This is a genomic window from Paenibacillus taichungensis (genome assembly GCF_047302525.1).
GTDB lineage: Bacteria > Bacillota > Bacilli > Paenibacillales > Paenibacillaceae > Paenibacillus > Paenibacillus taichungensis_B.
Genome location: NZ_CP168020.1, coordinates 5,276,468 through 5,294,989, shown reverse-complemented (window position 1 = coordinate 5,294,989; position 18,522 = coordinate 5,276,468). Strand labels below are relative to the sequence as shown.

Genomic DNA, 18,522 nt, shown 5'->3' with positions numbered 1-18,522 from the left:
GATTGAAGCAGCATGAAAGTCTTTTTCTATTCTTCATGATGAAGAATGGGGAAAGACTTTTTTGTTTTAGGTTGGAAAGCGAAAACAAGCGAATCCCTAAAGTGAAGGGATCGCTTGTTTTAAATAGTCATTCTCAGAAGTCTGAATTCAGAAGCTGCTGAGTGCAGTCAGCTATTCTGGTTAGCTCAGATTTTGGATAGCCTAGCCGCTTTGTCTTTTCGCAGCACCACCAGCAGGAACAATGTATTTTGCCTTTGGCAAAAATCCCTTCGAACTTATAGGACCAACCGTACCGTACAGCAAGCAGTTTTTTATGTTGAATAACACGCCTTCTGTGATGCCTGTAATAGGCTTGATTTCTTTGCTGAGATTTCATGGAACATCACGCTCCCTTGGGAAAAGGCTCAGCCCGCAGAAATTCCAAGGGTATAGATTGCTACGGGCAGAGCGTGATGGAAATCGTAATCATATATGGCATAAGGGTTCACCTACATATTGTTATTGAAATGCTCCTTAATAAAGGATCTCCATTGTTTCTTTGAAAAAGGCTTATAGAAGAGCTGCTCCAATTCCCCGTATTGTGTTTCATCTAGGTACAGATAGAGTGCTCTGTTTTATGGCAATAATCCAGGTGGAAGGAATCATTTTTTGACGTTGTCGTCGATTCATCGAGTGTATGCTCCCTCCTTAGAAAATGAAATATCCACATTCGCTTCAAAGTTCATCTCCAATATAAACGGAATTCCTCTCCTTAATCAAGAAGATGCTTTCTCAAAATTTCATCATACATACCGCGAATACATAGTGAGAATGCTCTTGATTTGCAACAAAGTATTGATTAAAATGAAAATATAAAAATAATTTTCTTTATTTATGATGAATTCATAAAAATAATTTTCAAAAAAGGAGTACTCATGGCAGCCATACTACATGCGTTGCAGCAAGAGCTGAATGAACTTCCGTCTCAGGAACGACGAATCGCAGAGGTGATTTTACAGTCCCCATCTGATATTCCTGGCTGGACCATTAACCATCTTGCACAGCAAAGCGGAACAAGTGCGGCTACGGTAACCCGCTTCTGCAAATCATTCCATTTCAAAGGTTTTCCTGATTTCAAAATGAAGCTGGCCGCAGAATTGTCGCATTCCACCAATGAAACAGCATATCAGGATATCGTGGCAGGTAATCCTTTATCCAAAATTGTGGAAGCCATCGAAGCCAATCATCTTGCATCCATTGCGGACACCACCCGTTTGCTGGATCTAGGAAGGCTGGAGCATGCAGTTCAGTTACTATGTCATGCCCGTCGTATCGATCTCTACGGTGTCGCAACCTCTTCCATTGTTACGCAGGATTTCTATCAGAAACTTGTGCGGATCGGCAAAAGCTGTACTGCCTTCTCGGATTCACATATGCAAATTACGTCGGCTTCTTCACTGGGTGAGGGAGATGTGGCGATGGCGGTATCTTATTCGGGTGAAACACCGGAGACGATCGATGCCTTGCATTGTGCCAAACAGGCGGGAGCCTCTACCATTTCACTGACATCCTATGGAAATAACAAACTTGCGGGGGTGTCTGATATTCCGCTCTTTACGTCTTCGTTGGAAGAAGGCATGAGACGGGGGGATATGGCTTCACGTATTGCACTGCTGCATGTCGTCGATATTCTATTCACGGGCATGGTTAGTGCCGACTTTGACCGTTTTATCCCCAAATTGGAACAATCGTATCACAATGTACAGTCTTATCGAGTTCAACATAACGGAGGTGCCTAAGAAGATGAATATTCGTATTTTTGAAAATGAAGAAGATTTGAATGCAACGGGTGCAGGTGTGATTGCCAGTTTGCTACAAACGAAACCCCGGGCTGTACTGGGACTCGCGACCGGAAGTTCTCCTGTGGGTATCTATAAACAGCTTATTGCTTTGTATCAAAAAGGTCTGGTCAGCTTTGCGCAGGCATCTTCCTTCAATCTGGATGAATATGTCGGTCTTCCTGTAGAGCATCGCGAAAGCTACCGCAGCTTTATGAATGAACAATTGTTTTCCCATATTGATATCGATCTCGCCAGAACCCAAGTGCCGGATGGGCAGGCTTCGGATTTAGGTCAAGAATGTGTTTCCTATGAACAACGGATTGATGATCGTGGGCCTGTAGATCTGCAACTGTTGGGTATCGGACATAATGGTCACATTGGCTTCAATGAACCTGGAACCGAGCTCACAGGGCGGACGCATGTGGTAGATCTCAAAGAAGAGACAAGAAAAGCAAACGCCCGCTTTTTTAATAGTATTGATGAAGTTCCGACTCAGGCCATTACGATGGGTGTAGGTACAATTCTAAAAGCCAAACAAATCTTGCTGATCGCCCGTGGTGAGGAGAAAGCTGAAATTATTCGTGAAGCTTTTATGGGGCCGATTACGACGCAATGTCCCGCTTCGCTGCTGCAATGTCATCCAAATGTGGTCGTATTGCTGGACCGTGCTGCCGGGAGGTTGGTGAAGTGAGCATAGAACATACGGAGAAACATGAGCAAGAGAGTGAAAAAACCATTTCCCTTCTTCGAGGCAAAATCGTACTGCCCGATGGTGTAATGGAGGATGGTGTGCTCGTCTGGACAGAAGGGAAAATCCTTTATGCTGGCGCACCCGAGGGACTATCTGTACACATTCGCCGTGAAGCCGTTTCTGTGCCTGTTTCTAAGCATGGCGTTATTGTCCCTGGGTTTATAGATATCCACGTACATGGCGGTAATGGAGAAGACTTCATGGATGCGAGTAAAGAAGTGTTGGATAAGATCACTTCTTTTCACTGCACGCAGGGGACAACAGCAATGCTGGCAACGTCCATGACAGCGCCCAAAGATAGTCTGGATCGGGTATTGTCTGAAGTGGACAGCTATCGTTCCGAACACATGCCATTTGCACAGTTGGAAGGTGTGCATCTGGAGGGTCCCTTTTTCAGTCCTAAGTGGCCTGGCGCGCAAAACCCGGATCATATCGTATTGCCTAATGTATCTTGGCTTGAGGCGTGGGAAAAACAATATCCGGGCCTGATCCGTCAAGTCACACTGGCGCCGGAACGTGAGGGAGCGCTGGAAGTCATTTCATGGCTGCGTGAACAGCGAATTACGGCAGCATTAGGGCATACGGATGCGACTTATGAAGAGGTACAGCTTGCAGTCGAAGCCGGGCTGCACCATGCAGTGCATACATTCAATGCGATGACACCGTTGCATCACCGAAATCCCGGAGCTGCCGGAGCAGTACTCAGTGATTCCCGCATCAGTGCAGAGGTCATTGCAGACGGTATCCATGTGCATCCAGCGGCGATCTCGCTCCTTGCACAATTGAAGCAATCTATTGATCAAATCGTATTGATCACGGACGCGATGTCTGCTGCCGGGCTGGATGATGGTGAATACAAAATTGGCGATCTGCCTGTGATTGTTAAGGAAGGTGTAGCACGTTTGAAAGACGGAGGCGCACTGGCAGGAAGCACGCTCACGATGATTCGCGGTTTCCGCTATCTGGTACAGGAAGTGGGCTTGAGTCTGAATGCAGCTTCACGCGCAGCCAGCCTGACGCCGGCACGTCTGCTCGGGATTGATCACCGCACGGGTTCCTTTGCTAAAGGCAAACAGGCGGACGTCGTTTTGCTGAATGGTGATTTGAAAATTGAGGAAGTGTGGGTGAAAGGCAGACGAATCGGCGGTTAATTCTCCGTCTGTAGTGTTGTAGTGTGCCTCAACAGGCAATAGCTTGCGTAATGTGTTAAAATAGATCTCAAAAAAGCCGGGATCTGCGGATCACGCATTACGGAGGCGTGAAACATGGAACGTAACGCTATGCTCGAATTCGACCCGTTCATCACAGAGCTGGCGGAAAAGCTGCACGTACACGGATATTATGCCTTTTATGGCGAACACTACAATGAGACCGATATGGAGCAGTACCGCAGACACCTGTTCACCTCATTCAGCAATATCGTATGGGTGGAGCTGGATGCCCGCAAAAAGTATATGATTGTGGATCATCGTGGACGCAACACGGTCATGAAATTGATCGACGGTATGCTGAACACCCGTAGAACGCTGCGGGCCAATCTGGCGATGGCAGGTACGGACACCTCCGAAGTCCAGCAGGAAATCACGCACATGATGCAGCTTGTGCATATGTTAAATTTCACAACCTTCCGCTCATAAGTGGAGGATGCAGGAGTAGAACTGGAGGATGTCTCCGGAGGTAGGTTTGCCCCTTCTGGACACTATCGCACCAATTACAAAAGGGGTGTGCCGTCATAAATATAGACGGCACACCCCTTTTATATACTTATATATCTACCTACTACCCTTCATTTGTAAAGTAGGTTCAATCTTAAAATCAGTCATGGAAAAGCTGCAAAGTAGTGAAGGGGACGAAATCGATTCTGGAGAAGCGAAGCGTTCGCCTAAAAGCTTTCTGCAAGAAAGCTACTTCGGAAGCATATGCTATCCCCGGATTTCACCTTTGGAAAAGGTATTCAAAGAAATCCGGGGATAACAGCGATCGAAAGAACGATTCGTATCCGTAACGGCCACTTCGCACGCTGACCAGCACTTATTTTTGAAATGAACTAAACTTTACAAACTCTTCAAAAACTGAACAATCGTCAACAACCCTTTATCAAAGTTCTCCAGGTTGAAATGCTCATTCGGTGCATGCAGATTCTCATCTGGCAAACCAAAGCCCATCATGACAGCCGGAATACCAAGCACGCGTGAAAGTTTCTCCACGATCGGAATGGAGCCGCCGTCTTTCGTAAATAGCGCGCGAACGCCGTACACTTGCTCATACGCATCAGCTGCTTTTTGCAGTACTGGATCCGATGGATCTGTATTGAACGCAAAGGCTTTCTCGATTTGTTTCACATGCAGCGTTGCGCCTGGTTGAACATGAGCGCGCAGATGTGCTTCGATTCGGTCCAGCACCTGCTGTGGATCTTGATCCGCAACAAGGCGGCATGTAATTTTGGCATGAGCTTCCTTCGGAATAACCGTTTTGGTGCCTTCACCTTGGAATCCGCCCCATACGCCATTCAGTTCCAGCGTCGGACGTGCGCCAACACGTTCCACGAACGAGTAGCCTTCTTCCCCATACAATTGCTCCAGTCCGAGGTCTTGACGAAGCTGTTCTTCATTGAAGCCCTGCTTTACGAACTCTTCTCTCATCTCAGGAGAGAGCGGCAGAACGCCATCATAGAAACCATCTACGCTCACGCGGCCTTGCTCATCATGCAGCGAAGCGAGCAGGGATACGAGTGCGTGCAGTGCGTTCGGTACACCACCTCCAAATGAACCGGAGTGCAGGTCCGTGTTGGCTGTATTCAGATCCACTTCAAGCGAGCAAAGACCACGCAGACCTGTGGAGATCGCCGGTTTTCCTTTTTCGAGCAAGGACGTATCCGAGATCAGTACCATGTCTGCACGCAGTTTGTCTGTATTGTCATTCAGGTAGATCGGCAAGTTCGGGCTGGAGATTTCCTCTTCGCCTTCGATGCAGAATTTCACATTAACGGGAAGTTCCTTGTTTTCGGCAAGCAGAGCTTCAACCGCCTTGATATGTAAGAAAATTTGTCCTTTGTCATCCGTAGCACCACGTGCAAACAGTTTGCCGTCACGAACGGTAGGTTCGAATGGAGGTGTTTCCCACAGGTTAAGCGGATCGACAGGTTGTACATCATAGTGTCCATAGATCAGTGCGGTTGGTTTGCCGGGTGCATGCAGGTGATCTGCATATACAATCGGATGTCCCGCTGTTGGAATAACCTCTACATTTTCCATACCTGCACGAGTGAGTGCATCTGCAGCCCATTGTGCCGCACGGTTAATATCTTCTTTATGCGCCGAAATGGCTGAGATACTTGGAATGGATAACCATTCATTCAATTCTGCCAGGTTTTTCTCTCTATTTTCTTGAAAATAAGTTTGTTCCTTCATTAAAAGGCCTCCTTCATGTTTTGCTTTACCCTATTGTAATCCATTTTGATGCGTTAATAAAACATTGGTTAAAAAATGATCTGCTACATACCGTTTCATTCCCCCGGAAATTATGCGTATAATACAAGAAACGGATTTCATCCATATATTCTCATGTAAACCATTCAGCAGGGGAGTTGAGGGAGTTCCCATGACAGTCAGACCATACGCAAGCAGGCAGGTGAGCGCTGATGGAACCAGTTAGGAAGGTAAGACCCTCCGGCAGACTCACGCGTTGGCCAGGGTTAACCACAGGACGACATAAAGGGCGTTTTTATCGAAATAGTTTGATGCTTATTTTGCTCATTGCCAGCATTCCCGGACTGATTACAGGCATCGTGATGTATCAGTTGGTCGTTGGCCGGATGGAAAATGAATTTAATCAGATGCACCAAAGCCAGATTGAGAACCGGGCGCGCAACGTGGACGACCAACTCGCTTATCTGGAGATGACCTTGTCCCATTGGGCTTTTGAACCCAGGTTTGGCAATGCGCTGCGAACGCTGGATTTTGTGTATTATTTCAACGAAACACAGGAGATCGTCACCACACTATACGTGTTGCAAGGCTCCCATCCGCTCATCAAATCCGCGCAGCTATATTTGCAGGAACCGAAACCGATTTTGTTTAACCGGGATTATAACGAGTTGAAGGATGATGCAAAAATACAGGCCTTTGACCGCTATCTGACGATGGGCAACCATGTGTATTGGACAGACTGGATTGCGAGCCAGAGTAGTGATAAAGCATCTCGAACGAATGATAGTATACTGCATACCGATCCGGGTAATGCACTGGTTCTTGTACATAAAATTCCGGGTGAAAGCATTAATCCATTTGGTGCGCTGATCATTACGCTGGATAATGAGAAAGTCGCCGGCTTATTGAAAACGCTTACTCCATATGATGAAGGGTTAACGTTTCTCATGGACCAGCAGGGCAATACACTGGTTACCGGTAATCCGGTAGCAGGGAAGGCTGACCTTGCTTTTGAGCAGCAGGTAAAAGAAGAAATAGCCCTGCATGCAGACAATCATTCATTCCTGTTCAAATATGAGGACGAGACCTATTCTGTGTCCTATGGATCACTGAGTCGGATTGATTCGGACTGGACATATGTATCCGCAGCTCCGCTGACATCGGTGACCTCGCCGGTGAAGCTCGTATCCAAAATCATCGTTATTGCAAGTGCAGGCAGTCTTATCCTGGGGTTGGTGTTATCCTGGTTTGCCTCACGCAGAATATACTCTCCCGTAGCAAGAATGCTCCATTTATTGACGCCGGGCAGGAATGAAGCGACAACAGACACCAGGCTGGATGAATTCCAGCTGCTGGAACAACAGTGGAACGAATTGACTTCGCAGAGTCTGACCGCCCATCGGCAATTACAGGAGCAGCTTCCCCATTTGCGGGACAGTTTTGTATTGCAACTGGTGCAAGGACATCTGTATGCCTATAACGAGCAGGATCTTCAGCAACGGATGAGGAATCTTGGATTTGAGGTGGAAGGCCAGCAGTTTTTGCTGCTCCAGATGTATTTTACGGGCTATGCTCAGTTGCAGGGGAGATTTGGGAGCCAGGACACGGGGCTGGTTACCTTTGCGGCAGTTAATATCATTGAAGAAGTGGCTAAAAATGTTTTCAGTCAAATTAGTGTAATGAACTTTCACGATCTGTCTTCAGCCATGCTTGTGATTGCTGCCAACGACGAGCCTGTGAAATCACAAGCGTTATTATGGGGACAGGAGTTGGTGGAGGTCATTGGTCGGACCTTGAAGATGAACGTGACGGTGATCGTAAGCCGTCCTGCTGCTTCCCCGCAGGAATTGCCGGGATTATTTGTGGAGATGGAGCAGGCGGTTGCTTATCGCAGCGTGGAAGACGGGAGCCAGATTCTCGATCTGGAGGATGAGCAATGTTTCCGCAGAACGGAAGAAGCCTCGTATCCACTGGGGCTGGAACGTGAGATCCTTCAGGCGATCAGGCTTGGGAAGAAGGACGAGGCTGAGCGCGTACTGGAGCAATTCATGACCGAGGTTACCCGAGCGGGCAGTTCCGAGTTCCAGGTGCAGCAGATGATGCTTCAGTTACTGGGAAGTATTCAGCACATGATGCTTCAGACCGGGGTAACGCCTTACAAGCTGTTTGGTGGCTGCAATATGTATGAGCGCTTGTCCACGATTCGCGAACCTGCACAAATGATGAAATGGATGATCGGAGAAGTATTGCTGCCATATGTTCAGGAGATCGAGATGCGTTCCCAGGAGCCGCTGAAGCAGGTAGTGGAACGTACGATGTTGTTTATTGATGAGAATTATAGAAACGAACTTTCCCTGGAAGGCTGTGCAGATGCGGAGCAGATGACCCCATATGCATTAAGCAAGGCATTCAAGCAAGTATCGGGCATGAATTTCATTGATTATTTAACACGGGTACGAATGGATACGGCGAAGCAATTGCTGCGTGAGACCACCATGAAAATCAATGATATCGCAGGCGCTGTTGGATACCAGCACAGTTATTTTAATCGGATTTTCAAGAAACAGGAAGGCTTAACGCCGAGCCAGTATCGGGATCAATGGCTGGTGAAATAAACCTGTTCATAAGACTTCATCGCTGACCGGAATCCTGTCTTCATGGGACTCCGGTTTTTTTATGTTCCACTCAGAAAGCAAAGAAGGATAATAGTGCAAAAATGTGCAATTAGCTCTGTCCAAATATGTCCAAGTTGAACCGGGAATGGCGTTATAGCGGGCTTTTGAGCCATATTACGCAACCATGCAAAAAATGAAGGTTGCCGGAAACAGGGCAGCTGTATAGTCTGAATAACAGGTCAATTAATAACGCTTACATAAATAGGGAGGGGAGACATTATGAACGGGAAGACGGACTGGAATGGAAATGGCGCTACAGCAGCTCAGGTGGATATGGCCGCATTGCCCATGAAGCGGGAGTCCAACTGGAAGAGGCAGATCAAACGAAATAAATGGCTGTACGTGCTTGTGCTTCCCGGATTTTTGTACTTTGTCATTTTTAAATACTTACCCATGTGGGGGATCGTTATTGCCTTCCAGGATTATCAGCCTTTTCTGGGCATTCGCGACAGTCAATGGGTGGGCATGGAGAACTTTACGAATTTCTTCTCCAATCCGGATTTTTTTCGATTGCTGAGGAATACGCTCGTCCTTGCCCTATATGATCTTATATTCTTTTTCCCGGCACCGATTATTATCGCTTTGTTACTCAATGAAATCCGGGTGGCTTTCTTTAAAAGAACGATTCAGACACTGGTTTATGTACCTCACTTTGTATCCATGGTCATTATCGCAAGTATCACTTATGTATTCCTGACTCCCCAAGGCGGGGTACTGTACGACCTGATCTCCTGGATCACAGGCAAACCGATCGATGTATTGGCGAGTCCGGGGTCATTCCGTCCGCTCATTATTGTTCAGATGATGTGGAAAGAGATGGGATGGGGAACAATTATCTTCCTCGCAGCACTGGCAGGTGTGGATACAGAACAGTATGAAGCTTCGATTGTGGATGGTGCAGGACGATTACGACGCATGTGGCATATCACGCTTCCAGCGATTCGCGCGACCATTGTCATATTGCTCATTCTCCGGTTGGGAAACTTTCTGGATACCGGATTCGAACAGATCTATCTGATGACCAACTCGCTGAACCGTGATGTAGCAGATGTATTTGATACGTATGTATACACCGTCGGGATTACGCAAGGTGCATTCAGTTACAGTACAGCGGTCGGGTTATTCAAGTCTGTGGTTGGAATTATTCTGGTGCTGGGCAGTAACAAACTGGCCAAAAAATTCGGGCATCCCGGAATCTATTAAGAGCGTGTTCGTCATCCATTGATAAGGAGGAAATCGCCCATGAACAGCCGTCTATACAACAGCCCTGCCGGCAGAGTATTTGATATTTTCAATTACGTCATGCTGGGGATTCTGGGCATATTAACCGTCCTTCCTTTCCTGTATATTATAGGAAATTCATTCGCGACCGAAGCCGAGATTACGGAACGCAGTTTTTTCCTTATTCCGAAGGTGTTTTCATTCAGTGCATATGAGTATATTTTTTCCTCTTCTACTATCTTCCGCAGTATAGGCGTTTCGATATTTGTTACGGTTGCAGGTACATTGGTCAATCTCTTCTTCACGCTGACGATGGCTTACCCGCTCTCCCGAAGTGATTTCTGGGGCCGGAATGTCATGATGAACATGGTGATTTTCTCCATGTTGTTCGGCGGCGGGATGATCCCGACCTATCTCGTCATTCGTGGACTTGGACTTCTGGATTCCTACTGGGCCCTCATGCTTCCTGGCGCGATCAGCGCTTTTAACTTAATTGTTGTCAAAAACTTCTTTCAACAAATGCCGCCAGGGCTGGAGGAAGCGGCCCGCATCGACGGCTGTTCGGATCTTGGGGTACTGTGGCGAATTGTTCTGCCATTATCCAAACCGGTGATTGCCACATTTGCGCTATTTTACGCTGTAGGACACTGGAATAACTTTTTCTCGGCACTCCTGTACATTTCCGACAGTGACAAATGGCCATTGCAAGTCATGCTGAGACAGATCGTATTGCTCTCGCAAGCCAGTGTCGGAGATATGGCGAACATGGACCCCAATTTTGTACAGCCACCGGAGCAGTCCATTAAAATGGCGGTCATTGTGGTAGGTACCATTCCGATTTTGCTGGTGTATCCGTTTTTGCAGAAGCATTTTGCTAAGGGTGTCATGTTAGGTTCAATCAAAGGCTAAAGCCAAGGGGGAGAATGTATGGGACAAAAGACGGGATTCAAAAAAGGCGCATTGCTACTCTCTGCATCATTGGTACTGAGTACGGTTCTGGGAGCTTGCTCCACGGACAAAGCAGGTTCAGGAACAGCTGCGGGAGGCACGGATCAGATCACGATTATGCTTCCGAACTTTGAAGCGGAGAATCCGCCGGATAACAGTCCTGTGATTCAGAAGCTTGAGGAACTGACCAAGGTGGATGTGAATCTGCAATGGGTACCGAGCAGCTCTTATGAGGACAAATTTAATATCACGCTCGCCTCGGGCAAGCTGCCAGATGTTATGGTTGTGCTTGGTAAGTCCCCAAGTTTCATTAATGCGGCTCGTACCGGAGCTTTCTGGGAGCTTGGACCTTATCTGAAAGACTATCCGAACCTGAGCAAGATGAATGAAATTATCACCAACAATGCTTCCATCGATGGCAAAACCTATGGCATCTACCGCGCACGTGCACTGGGACGTAACGGTGTCACGATCCGCAAGGATTGGCTGGAGAAGCTCGGCCTGGAAGAGCCAAAGACCATTGACGAGTTCTACAACGTATTGAAAGCGTTCACGAAGGATGATCCAGACGGCAACGGTAAAGACGATACCTACGGTCTGGTGGCGAGCAAATTCACGGGCCCTTGGGATAATATGCAGATTTGGTTTGGTGCACCCAACAAATGGGGCGAGGATGGTAACGGAGGTTTAATGCCGGCACATGAGACTCCAGAATATATGGAAGCTCTGAAATTTTTCCGTCAAATCTATAGCGAAGGTCTGGTCAACAAGGACTTTGCCGTGATGGATGCGACGAAACTGCCTGATCCTTTTGTAAACGGGCAAGCGGGTGTCATGGTGGATGTGGCGGATAACGCACAGCGCATGGATCAGAAGATACTGGAGAAAGATCCATCAGCGACTGGACATGTGGATGTACTTCAAGCGATGGAAGGTCCAAAGGGATTGCGCGATATGCCAACATCCGGCTACTCCGGTCTGATAGCTATTTCCAAAAGCAGTGTCAAAACGGAAGAAGATTTGAAAAAGGTGCTTTCTTTCCTGGATCAGCTGAATGAAACAGAATTGCAAACATTGTTGTACAACGGTCTGGAAGGCAAGCAATATGAGAAAAAAGAGGACTACATTATACCGACCACTGATAAACTTGCGCTCCGGGACCTACAGGGTTTGAATCAGATTCTGATGTTTGTTCCCGAGGACAGAACGCTTCGTGTACAACAGACACCTGTTCGCGAAAAGGTTGCACAGGTGCAGAAAGCCAATGAGGAAATCGTCATTGCTAATCCTGGCGAACCGCTCATTTCCGATGTGTATGCCCAGAAAGGACCACAACTGGATAACATCATTAATGATGCCCGCATCAAATTCATCGTGGGGCAAATTGACGAAAAAGGCTTCCAGGATGCTGTTGCATTGTGGAAAAGCAGTGGCGGCGACGACTATGTCAAAGAAGTGAATGAGCTGTACGCTGCACTGAAATAGATGGATGTTCCAGAGCCCGGCAGCCTTGCTTGTAGTGTAAAGGTGGCAGCCGGGCATTTCCGTATATGCATAGTTCAGGCCAATTAAAACCATGTTCATCTCTTTTTTTGTGAATTATGGCTTCCAGTCTTTGGTTTTTGATGTATAATCAATGCAAAACAAACCTATTTGAACTTAAATGAACGGTAATGGTAAAGGATGACCACTCTTGAGCATACAGGGAGGAAGCGACATGTGGAACGGGGATGCATTTGAAAATCCCGAGGCGCAGTACCGGGTTCATCCCTTTTGGTTTTGGAATGGGGATATGGAAGAAGGGCAAATCAAACGACAAATATCTGAAATGTCTGCACAGGGCATAGGTGGTTTTTTCATCTGTCCACGTCAGGGGCTGGAGATTCCCTATCTGTCCGAAGCATGGTTTGACAAGGTACGGATTGCAGTGGAAGCGGCGGCCGCCTGCGGCATGCAGGTATGGTTATATGACGAGTATCCCTATCCAAGCGGGATGGCCGGCGGTGAGGTGACACTTGATTTTCCCGAGGCGAAGCAGCGCCAGCTGGTACATCAGCAGATTCGTGTTCATGGCGGAGAAATAGTGGATCATGAGTTGCCGTGGGGTCGAATTTTAGTGGCGAAGGCAATACCAAAGGATGCACAGGGCAAAAGATTGTGGCAAGAATCCATTGATTTGCGCAGCAACATCGGCAATATCCAGACGGATCAGGTATATCAGGAGACAGGACTCACGTCGTATAATCGCAAGCGGTTTTTTACATACCGAACGGCTTTTCGCTTGTTGTGGAAAGCTCCCGCTGGGGAGTGGGACGTGATTATATTTCAGGAAGAAGAGATGAATGATTTCAAATATTACGGCAACTTTGTAGACCCGTGTCACAAAGAAGCGATGAGCCGTTTTATTGAACTGACCCACGAACGGTATAAGGAAGCAGTTGGAGAACAGTTTGAAAGCGTAATCAAAGGCATGTTCTCTGATGAAATTGCGCCGCTTGGGCGTATTCCTTGGTCTCCACAGCTTCCCCTATTTTTTAGCGAACGCTGTGGTTACAGTCTGATCGAGTCCCTACCCGCTCTGCTGCATAGCGATGTCCCAGATGCAGAACGAATCCGGTATGACTACTACCAGTCGTTACATCTGCTGCTCAGGGAGTCGTATCACAAACAGGTACATGACTGGTGCGAAGAGGCAGGGATTCAGTATGCGGCAGAAGTGCCCGGGGTACGGATGACCACTCAGTTGTTCAGCCATATGCCAGGTGGAGATTCCGCGCATGAGAAAATCGGACGCCCCTTATCCTGGATTCTGGAACGGTATGGCAAAAAAATGCGCGACAATCCGAAGATGGTCAGCTCGCTTGCCAGACAGTTGGGACGAAGCCGTAATCTGATTGAGTGTTTCCACAGTGTAGGCTGGTCGATGACCTTACAGGATGCCAAATGGATGATTGACCGGATGGCAGCCATGGGCACCAACTTTTTTAACTTCCACGCCTTTTTCTATACCATCGGCGGACTTGCCAAGCATGATGCACCGCCATCCCAGTTTATACAGAACCCTTATTGGCGTCATTTCCGGCAGTTGGGAGATTACACGGGACGTTTAAGCTATCTAATGAGCACGGGGACTGCGGACATTCGAATTGCTGTGCTTGATCCAACGACCACTTTTTGGAGCCTGATGGGCAATCCGCTTCACGGATTCGAATATGGCGGAGAAGACGAAGCAGAACGGGCGAAGCTGGATCGCCTCACGAACGATTGGATGCGGATCACCTCGCACCTGCTCGAAAACAGACGTGACTATGATCATCTGGACCCCGAGCTGTTAGCGGAAGCTGTGCTGGCCGAGGGCACAATTCAGATTGGCGTTGCACGTTATGAAGTGCTGATTCTTCCGCCGATGCTGAACCTGGAGGCAGCAGCTTGGCAGCAGGTGAAGCAGTTCGTGGAACAGGGGGGAACGGTCATATCTGTAGGCATGCCTCCGCATGTAGCTATCCAACCAGGAAGCCCTGTAGGAAATGAGGCCGCTCAGTTCTTTGGTGCAGGTAACCAGCCGCACGAGGCATATTGGGGCAATGCGGAAGAAACAGGTCACGATAGCAGCGAATCGATGTGGCAACAAGGGCAGGGAAATGCTTTTTTTCTACCTGCGGGAACAGGTCGCGGGGATGACTTCTCGTTGGAACTGATCTCCCTGCTGCTGGATCAGGTACTGCCCGAACCGATCTGTTGGATCATGGAAGAAGAAAGTGCGTCGCTGCTTATGCAGACCCGTCAATTATCGGATGGAGAGTTTATGATCTTTTTGTCCAACCAGGAAGGACAACAACTTGAAGGGCAATTGAAAATGGTAGCCAAGCGGTTATGGACGGATGTGGATCTTTCAGCGGGTACACGTCTGCTGGCGGAACGGCTCGATCTGGAGACAGGACAGCGTGAACCATTGCCGTTTACCAGCAGTGGTGGTGAGTGGTGCATTTCGCTAAAGCTTGCTCCCTATGAAGCACAGGCTGTGAGGCTTACTTTACAACATGCCCAAGAGGTATCAGAGGGGAATTCTTTTGCTCTGAACCAAACAGGAATGAAGTCTGGCGCGGATCGTTTAGTTACTGAGACTGAGGACGCGCCCTATACCATTCAACTTCCTGCGGAGGGGCCATGGCGACTGGAAACGGTGCAATCCAACACACTTCGGATGGGGCAGTTCAACGTAACAGCTTCCAATGACAATGGTGTAATTTTTGAACGTAATCATGTTGCAGTCAAACCCTTTATTGATCAGGCGGCTGAATTATCGGAGAACCATCATCTGCCGCTCCAGTTTAATCAGGTATTTGGTACACCAAAGAAAGCTTCCGTTGCTTATCCAATCCAGTGCAAGTATACGACTACATTTGAGCTGAGAACGGCATTGGCAGAATGTCTGTTATTCATGGACAGGGCGGCGATATCAGGTGACTGGACCATGGAAATCAACGGACAACAGATTGGACCCGATCAATTCGAGCCGATTGAAATTACCGATCACAACAATATTGGCTGCAATATAACAGAGTTCCTACACAGTGGCCTGAATGAAATGACTGTTACCGTACAGGTCACGAGGGATGAGGAAGGTATCGTCGATCCGCTGTATCTGCAAGGGCGGTTTGGCGTGCAGTTCCATTATGAAGGTATGGTCTCTCTCGTTCGTGAGCCGGATACGGCGAGCCGAATTGGGCCTGAGCCTCAGCCGTTTTATCCCCATTTTGCAGGGGAGATGAGTTACAAACGAAGATTCTGGCTGGATCAGCCTGCTGAAGAGCTCGCGTCCTTTGAACTGGAATTCAGCGACTGGCAGGTGCAGGATGTGGTCGAGGTACGGGTGAATGGTCATAGTCTGGGCGTTCGATGCTGGTCTCCATATCGCTGGACGGGAGAAGCCTCCTGGCTGCGAGCAGGGGATAACGATATTGAAGTACGAGTTACCAATACATTAATCGGACTGCTGGAAGGTACGTATTTTGACTCGGGCAGCCACAGTTTGCAGGAAGCCGGTCATATATCAGCAGAAGAATAAACCTCACAAGATAAACGGATTGGCAAGAACAATATGAAGGAGGGAAAGCATGGGTATAACCGGATTCAACCAGCAGCGTACGGAGCCAATCTGGGTGGCGGATCAGGGGGATGGTACATACCGAAATCCGATTCTGCATGCAGATTATTCCGACCCTGATGTCATTCGTGTTGGTGATGACTTCTATATGACGGCTTCCAGCTTTTCGCATACGCCGGGATTACCGATTCTGCATTCCAAAGATTTGGTGAATTGGAAGCTTGTACGATATGCCATTGAACAGCTGGATTTGCCAGGGTACGATGTGCCGCTTCATGGGAAAGGTGTATGGGCTCCAAGCATTCGGTATCACGACGAAAAGTTTTGGATTTTCTTCAGTACACCGGATGAAGGCATCTTCATGACCACTGCGGATCATCCCGAGGGAGAGTGGTCCCCTTTGCATCTCGTTCACGAGGTGAAAGGATGGATTGATCCTTGTCCGTTATGGGATGATGACGGCCAGACTTATCTGGTGCACGCTTTTGCCCATAGCCGCTGCGGGATCAAAAGCAAAATTCAAGTGTGCCGCATGGCTGTAGATGGAAGCAGGCTTTTGGATGAAGGAACGATTGTTTTTGATGGAACGAAGCATCATCCGACGATTGAAGGACCGAAATTCTATAAGCGAGATGGGTACTATTATATCTTTGCTCCGGCAGGTGGCGTGAAGCCAGGATGGCAGACGGTGTTGCGTTCGGAACAGGTATTTGGGCCATATGAGGACCGAATCGTCATGCATCAGGGAGCTTCCGCGGTGAATGGACCTCATCAGGGAGGTTACGTGGAATTGATGTCGGGTGAGTCCTGGTTTGTGCATTTTCAGGATCGCGATGCGTATGGTCGAATCGTTCATCTGCAGCCGATGTCATGGAGCGAAGATGGATGGCCTGTCATTGGAATAGATCGTGAAGGTAAAGGAACAGGTGAACCCGTCGATGTGTATACGAAGCCCAATGTTGGAGCTTCGTATCCCATCTCGGTGCCTGATGTTTCTGATCATTTTGAGGCCAATCGTCTTGGTCTCCAATGGCAATGGCAGGCGAATTCGCGCCCGGAATGGGCGGATGTTGGTTCGGAAGAGGGGCTGGTATTACATGCGCGCCCATACCCGGAGAATATTCAATCCTTGTTTGGTGTCCCACAACTGCTCTTACAGAAGCTGCCTGCCTCTGAATTTGAAGCGACGACCAAGTTGACGTTCTTGCCCAAGCAAGCAGGTGATCGGATAGGACTTATCCTATTTGGCGATTCGTATGCAAGCTTGTGCCTGACGCAGACGGAAGATGGAACAGCCAGACTATCGTTGATTCGAGGAGCCAAACGTCCGGAGAGCCACCTGCACGCAGATGAATGGGAAGAAACGGGGCTGGACTGGAATGGTAACGGCACACCGTACAACGGCAGGACCATTCATCTCCGATTCACCCTGACGGAACCTGCCCGTTGTCAGTTCAGCTGGAGTGAAGATGGAACGGGGTTTCAACCGATCGGTGCACCGTTTAACGCGACGACAGCTCTTTGGGTGGGCGCGAAGATGGGAATTTTTGCTGTGAATACGCGATCTGCGAATAGTGGAGGTCAAGGTGTTTTTCGATATTTTGATGTGAAGGAAACGGTCTAATCGGTTCAGTAACGGGCCTGGAGGGACGTTCTGACAGCGCAGTGATCCAGTGTGAATCATTCGTTTTTGGAGAAAGCAAGTGGGGGAGGAACAAGATGGGACATCGTATCCAGTTTGACCGCTACCCGGGTGGCGTGATGAAGGCGTTGACGTTCAGTTATGACGATGGTGTGGTGCATGATCGCAGACTGGTGGAAATTTTCAATCAGCATGGGCTGCGGGGCACATTCAATCTGAATTCCGGTACGCTGAGCAAGCCTGGCCGAATTGAGAAGAAAGAAGTTGCGGAATTATATGCCGGGCATGAAGTGGCTGTACATACAGTCACCCATCCCACATTGCCTTATGTCCCGGATGAGCTGCTGACCGAAGAGATTATGGAAGATCGGAGATCGCTGGAACAGCTTGTCGGTTATCCGGTACGAGGTATGGCCTATCCGAATGGGGGTTATGACCGTTCACTCAGCACCAAGCTCGAATGGCTTGGCATCGATTATGCACGCACGGTTGAATCCCACGGCAGGTACACACTGCCTGAGCGGCCGCTTGAATGGCATCCAACCTGCCACCATAACCATGATCTGGCGGCCCATGCCGAACGATTTATCCAGCATACGAAGACAGGTACGCCACTCTTGTTATATGTATGGGGTCACAGCTACGAATTCAATGATAACGACAATTGGCAGATTATAGAACAGTTTGCTGAGCAGATTGGCAACCGGGATGACATTTGGTACGCAACGAACATCGAAGTGATTGCTTACTGGAAAGCGGTCAGACGTCTGGAATGTTCAGCAGACCGCTCGATTATCCATAACCCATCGGCCATCTCCATCTGGTTTACAGCGGATCAGCAGGTGGTTGAAGTGAAGGCTGGAGAGACATTGCGACTAACCGAACGAATCAAGGTATAGGAAGGGAGCTGACGATCATTCGTTATTTTCA

Annotated in this window: 12 protein-coding genes; 11 read left to right on the top strand and 1 reads right to left on the bottom strand. The window is 48.3% G+C overall.

Annotated elements, in window-relative coordinates; genetic code table 11:
- Positions 1 to 914: 914 nt before the first annotated feature.
- The 4 genes from ACDJ58_RS23705 to ACDJ58_RS23690 all read left to right on the top strand — a co-directional run bounded on the left by ACDJ58_RS23705 (position 915) and on the right by ACDJ58_RS23690 (position 4,208).
- A complete protein-coding gene (locus ACDJ58_RS23705) occupies positions 915 to 1,778 on the top strand; it encodes a MurR/RpiR family transcriptional regulator (RefSeq protein WP_063566684.1) in 864 nt (287 codons plus the stop codon).
- A gap of 4 nt (positions 1,779 to 1,782) precedes the next feature.
- Positions 1,783 to 2,511 (top strand): glucosamine-6-phosphate deaminase, encoded by a 729-nt coding sequence (gene nagB / locus ACDJ58_RS23700; protein WP_413373223.1) that lies wholly within the window; start codon positions 1,783 to 1,785, stop codon positions 2,509 to 2,511.
- Positions 2,508 to 3,722: an N-acetylglucosamine-6-phosphate deacetylase gene (gene nagA / locus ACDJ58_RS23695; RefSeq protein ID WP_413373222.1), complete on the top strand. Its 1,215-nt coding sequence runs from the start codon at positions 2,508 to 2,510 to the stop codon at positions 3,720 to 3,722. The genes nagB and nagA overlap by 4 nt, the downstream gene beginning before the upstream one ends.
- A gap of 114 nt (positions 3,723 to 3,836) precedes the next feature.
- Complete coding sequence (locus tag ACDJ58_RS23690) at positions 3,837 to 4,208, top strand: hypothetical protein (RefSeq protein WP_053783145.1); 372 nt, start codon at positions 3,837 to 3,839, stop codon at positions 4,206 to 4,208.
- Between the two features lie 417 nt (positions 4,209 to 4,625).
- Here the strand turns inward: ACDJ58_RS23690 and ACDJ58_RS23685 are convergent, their stop codons facing one another.
- The gene (locus tag ACDJ58_RS23685; protein WP_413373221.1) at positions 4,626 to 5,981 is read right to left on the bottom strand and encodes a dipeptidase; all 1,356 of its coding nucleotides are present in this window, start codon (positions 5,979 to 5,981) and stop codon (positions 4,626 to 4,628) included.
- A 230-nt stretch (positions 5,982 to 6,211) separates the two neighbouring features.
- Between ACDJ58_RS23685 and ACDJ58_RS23680 the strand changes: the two genes are divergently transcribed.
- From ACDJ58_RS23680 to ACDJ58_RS23650, 7 genes are all read left to right on the top strand, one after another.
- The gene (locus ACDJ58_RS23680; RefSeq protein WP_413373220.1) at positions 6,212 to 8,614 is read left to right on the top strand and encodes an AraC family transcriptional regulator; all 2,403 of its coding nucleotides are present in this window, start codon (positions 6,212 to 6,214) and stop codon (positions 8,612 to 8,614) included.
- A gap of 333 nt (positions 8,615 to 8,947) precedes the next feature.
- A complete protein-coding gene (locus ACDJ58_RS23675; protein WP_413379802.1) occupies positions 8,948 to 9,877 on the top strand; it encodes an ABC transporter permease in 930 nt (309 codons plus the stop codon).
- 39 nt (positions 9,878 to 9,916) lie between these two features.
- Positions 9,917 to 10,804: a carbohydrate ABC transporter permease gene (locus tag ACDJ58_RS23670; protein WP_024632531.1), complete on the top strand. Its 888-nt coding sequence runs from the start codon at positions 9,917 to 9,919 to the stop codon at positions 10,802 to 10,804.
- A gap of 18 nt (positions 10,805 to 10,822) precedes the next feature.
- Positions 10,823 to 12,328 carry an extracellular solute-binding protein gene (locus ACDJ58_RS23665; RefSeq protein WP_413373219.1) on the top strand — a complete coding sequence of 502 codons (1,506 nt, stop codon included), beginning with the start codon at positions 10,823 to 10,825 and terminating at the stop codon, positions 12,326 to 12,328.
- 208 nt (positions 12,329 to 12,536) lie between these two features.
- Positions 12,537 to 15,911, top strand: a complete 3,375-nt coding sequence (locus tag ACDJ58_RS23660; RefSeq protein ID WP_413373217.1) for a glycosyl hydrolase — start codon at positions 12,537 to 12,539, stop codon at positions 15,909 to 15,911.
- Positions 15,912 to 15,960: 49 nt separating this feature from the next.
- Complete coding sequence (locus ACDJ58_RS23655) at positions 15,961 to 17,574, top strand: glycoside hydrolase 43 family protein (RefSeq protein WP_413373216.1); 1,614 nt, start codon at positions 15,961 to 15,963, stop codon at positions 17,572 to 17,574.
- A 95-nt stretch (positions 17,575 to 17,669) separates the two neighbouring features.
- Positions 17,670 to 18,491 (top strand): polysaccharide deacetylase family protein, encoded by an 822-nt coding sequence (locus ACDJ58_RS23650; RefSeq protein WP_413373214.1) that lies wholly within the window; start codon positions 17,670 to 17,672, stop codon positions 18,489 to 18,491.
- Positions 18,492 to 18,522: the final 31 nt, after the last annotated feature.

Bases quoted from the DNA above. Each gene is read 5' to 3' on its own strand.
- ACDJ58_RS23655 (WP_413373216.1), top strand. From the start codon at position 15,961: ATGGGTATAACCGGATTCAACCAGCAGCGTACGGAGCCAATCTGGGTG.
- ACDJ58_RS23675 (WP_413379802.1), top strand. From the start codon at position 8,948: ATGGCCGCATTGCCCATGAAGCGGGAGTCCAACTGGAAGAGGCAGATC.
- nagB (WP_413373223.1), top strand. From the start codon at position 1,783: ATGAATATTCGTATTTTTGAAAATGAAGAAGATTTGAATGCAACGGGT.
- ACDJ58_RS23670 (WP_024632531.1), top strand. From the start codon at position 9,917: ATGAACAGCCGTCTATACAACAGCCCTGCCGGCAGAGTATTTGATATT.
- ACDJ58_RS23690 (WP_053783145.1), top strand. From the start codon at position 3,837: ATGGAACGTAACGCTATGCTCGAATTCGACCCGTTCATCACAGAGCTG.
- ACDJ58_RS23650 (WP_413373214.1), top strand. From the start codon at position 17,670: ATGGGACATCGTATCCAGTTTGACCGCTACCCGGGTGGCGTGATGAAG.
- ACDJ58_RS23680 (WP_413373220.1), top strand. From the start codon at position 6,212: ATGGAACCAGTTAGGAAGGTAAGACCCTCCGGCAGACTCACGCGTTGG.
- ACDJ58_RS23685 (WP_413373221.1), bottom strand. From the start codon at position 5,981: ATGAAGGAACAAACTTATTTTCAAGAAAATAGAGAGAAAAACCTGGCA.
- ACDJ58_RS23705 (WP_063566684.1), top strand. From the start codon at position 915: ATGGCAGCCATACTACATGCGTTGCAGCAAGAGCTGAATGAACTTCCG.
- ACDJ58_RS23665 (WP_413373219.1), top strand. From the start codon at position 10,823: ATGGGACAAAAGACGGGATTCAAAAAAGGCGCATTGCTACTCTCTGCA.